Annotated in this window: 4 protein-coding genes; all 4 read right to left on the bottom strand. The window is 36.1% G+C overall.

Annotated elements, in window-relative coordinates; genetic code table 11:
• Nucleotides 1–877 (bottom strand): AAA family ATPase (locus tag Q0198_RS04210; protein WP_297895367.1); only part of this gene is annotated, 877 nt, incomplete at its 3' end.
• Between the two features lie 5 nt (nucleotides 878–882).
• Nucleotides 883–1,722 carry a phosphoribosylanthranilate isomerase gene (locus Q0198_RS04205; protein WP_297895365.1) on the bottom strand — a complete coding sequence of 280 codons (840 nt, stop codon included), beginning with the start codon at nucleotides 1,720–1,722 and terminating at the stop codon, nucleotides 883–885.
• 8 nt (nucleotides 1,723–1,730) lie between these two features.
• Nucleotides 1,731–2,456, bottom strand: a complete 726-nt coding sequence (locus Q0198_RS04200) for an EcoRI family type II restriction endonuclease (protein ID WP_297895362.1) — start codon at nucleotides 2,454–2,456, stop codon at nucleotides 1,731–1,733.
• Between the two features lies 1 nt (nucleotide 2,457).
• A complete protein-coding gene (locus Q0198_RS04195) occupies nucleotides 2,458–2,928 on the bottom strand; it encodes a DNA adenine methylase (protein ID WP_297895369.1) in 471 nt (156 codons plus the stop codon).
• Between the last annotated feature and the right edge of the window lie 42 nt (nucleotides 2,929–2,970).

Below are 2,970 nucleotides of genomic sequence, written 5' to 3'. Positions count from 1 at the left end.
TTTTATATTCGTCTGTTAGTTTATGAAAGCAATATGGACAAATATCTTTATCGCTTTCCATTATATTTTTAGTTACTACATGGTCTGCTTCTGCTATAGCTCGTTTTATTTCTTCTTCTCTTGGACTTAATTGTTTTTGCTCTACTTGGTATAACAAAAGCTGTTTAATATCTTCAAAATTTAGCTGTTTTATCTCTTCTGTAAAATTTAAATCGCTTCGGATATCTTCGTAAGATTTAAGTTTTTCATCAAAGTTATTTTTTAATTCATTCACATTTGCATCTATTGCAAAAGCATTTATGATATTTTCTGCACTTTCAAAAGAACAAACATCACCTGATATGCGCTCTCTATTGTTTATTTGTTTCCATCTGTTCCCAAATTTTTCTTTTAAAATTTTTATTATATCATCCTTGTATTTTTCAGGATTATCCGTGTTTTGTCTATCATTATATTTTTGGAACTCTTCTTGATATTTACTTTTTCTTTCTTCTAATTTTTTGTTAATCCTTTTTGCTTTTTGAAGCTTCTTATCTATATTTGCCACGTCCCCAAGTAAAACTATCGCGTCCAAACCATTATCTTTAATTTTAACTTTACTATTTACATATTCTTCATTAAATACGAAAATATTATTTTTCTGATCTTCGTTTGTTAAATCTACTGCTGCGTCGCTTTTGTCTATAATTTGACTAGCAATAAGAGATTGACTGTTGTGTTTGACGGCATCAAAAGCTTGGGAAATAGTGCTTTTGCCGCTTCCGTTTTTGCCATAGATTAAACACAACCTATGATGCTCTTTCTCGAAAAAATTTAAATTTACTTCGCTTTGAAAGCACTTTCCCTGAATTTTTATGCCACAAAAATTACTAAACATTCTATTTACTCCAATGTATTGTTAAATTTTAAAACCTCTAAAATTCTCTCTATTTTTCGCATATCTTTTATGCCGTTTTCGTCCTCGACTTTTGAGTTTAGATCGAGCACTCGCGGACTAAATTTGATCGCATCGCACGCGTTATGTTCGCCGATACCGCCCGCCATGCCGAAGTCAAATTTGACGCTCCGCAAAATATCCCAATCAAAGCTGATACCGTTGCCGCCCAAATTTGCGCCTTTAGTATCAAATAGCACTAGATCACAGCTCAAACCCTCAAGCAGCGGCATCTCAGCGCCAATGCTTAGCACCTGCCACGCCTCGATGCCCGCTGCGTTGAGGCGCGTTTTAAAGTCCGCGCTTATGTGTCCATAAATTTGAGCGCAGTCAAGCTCGCAAAGGCTGCAAATTTTTAAAATTTGCTCCCCGTTTAGAGTTTCCGCGTCTAAAATTTTAGAATTTAGATCCTTTATAGAAGCAGGTGCGTCAGGGTTTGCGTTTAAATTTACACTCAAATCCTCGCGCTCATTTTCGTAAAATTTTAAGCCGCCGCTCGTGTCTGCATAAATTTTATCTTCACAAATTTCTTCGCCGCGAGTTTTGCTGCTAAAATTTTTACATTCGCACGCGGCGACGCTGTGTTTTTCAGAGCTCAAAGCAAAAACTCCGACGCACTTTGCGCCGTTTTCATGCGCGATACGCGCGATCTCGCGCGCCGTTTCTACGCTAACGCGGCGTTTGGAGCTTGATACGAATATCACGCCTAAAAAATTTACGCCCAGACTTGCCACAGCGCATGCTTCTTCAGGTGTTTTGATACCGCAAATTTTAATTAAAACGTTCATATTTTCGCCTAAAAGATATAATATCGCAAACTAGTCTCTGCGATCTCTTTCATTATTTCAAACATCTCGTTTGCACTCCACTCCTCTTTTCGAAAATACATACTTACGGGAGAAAATTTATTGTGCTCGCTGTTGCCGTCTAGCTTAAAAATATAAGTTTTGTTGAGGTAGTAAAATTCGTTCATTGTGCTAAGTTTTGAAAATATGTTTTTTGTACTAGCGTCATTTTCGTTAAAGTCGTCACCGCTACCAAAACATACGAAAGGCGTTATGTCTTCGTGGTTCATCATAGCTCTTATGCCGATTAAATTTTTGCCTAGGCGCTCTATTGCATTACCCCTAGCTTGTTTTTTTAACCCTTCTTTAGCGCGTTTATCATTTGTGCCTTGTCTTTTAACTTCTGCCGCTAGAAGGAGTTTTTGATATTTTGTGTCGCCTCGTTTTTTGAGTATCAAAAAGCCTCCATCAGGCATGATAGTGTTGTCTTCCCATGTTGTATCAAACTGTTTTCTGATGCTACCGTTTTTTATATTTTCCATCATTCCTTTTAACGACAATCTTCCGCTAAATTCAAGGTAAAAACCGTTAAAATTTGGAATTTGACTAAATCTATTTTCTATATAATCAATAGTTTTTTGCATGGCCTGCGCTATATTTTTGTCGTCAAATTTTGACTCGATATTTTTAGGTTTATGCTGATTTACATTTTTCCTTAGATCATCACTATTTGCCACTTTAAACCTTTTTTACGATATAGATGTATTCGGTTACGTAAAGCGCCCTGTTATTTAAATTTCTGCTTGCGCGGTAAGTTGGATAGCGGATTTCGTGTTTTATGACTTTGCCGATTTTTGATAAATTTAAAAGAAACTCCACCTCGCTGATAAATCCTTCCGAATTAAAAGAGATGACTAAATATTTAGCCGGAAATTTAGATAATAAGGCAAAAAATTCATCTGCCGCTTTTGCCTTTTTATTAAAATTAGAGCGATTCCAGTCGTTTGGTATGCCCGATACCTCGCTTAAATTTTTAAGGTTCGGAGCTTTAAAATTTGCGATTAAATTTAGCATAAAATAGTTTGAGCCATAAGGGTGCTGGTTATACGGCGGATCGAAGTAAGCGATATCCAAAGGGGATAAAATATCCGTTAGCCTTAAGGCATCTTGCTGATAAACTTCAAATTCGCTCGTAAAATTTGAAAAAATTGGTTTTTTACTGTATCATTATTCCAGGGTAATGACTATGAA

The organism is uncultured Campylobacter sp. (assembly GCF_938045205.1).
Taxonomy (GTDB): domain Bacteria; phylum Campylobacterota; class Campylobacteria; order Campylobacterales; family Campylobacteraceae; genus Campylobacter_B.
The sequence above is the reverse complement of the archived record's forward strand: the minus strand, read 5'-3'. Positions and strand labels throughout refer to the sequence as shown.

What these genes read in the sequence shown, in the direction of transcription:
- Q0198_RS04205 (WP_297895365.1), bottom strand. Translation starts at nt 1,722, where the DNA reads ATGAACGTTTTAATTAAAATTTGCGGTATCAAAACACCTGAAGAAGCA.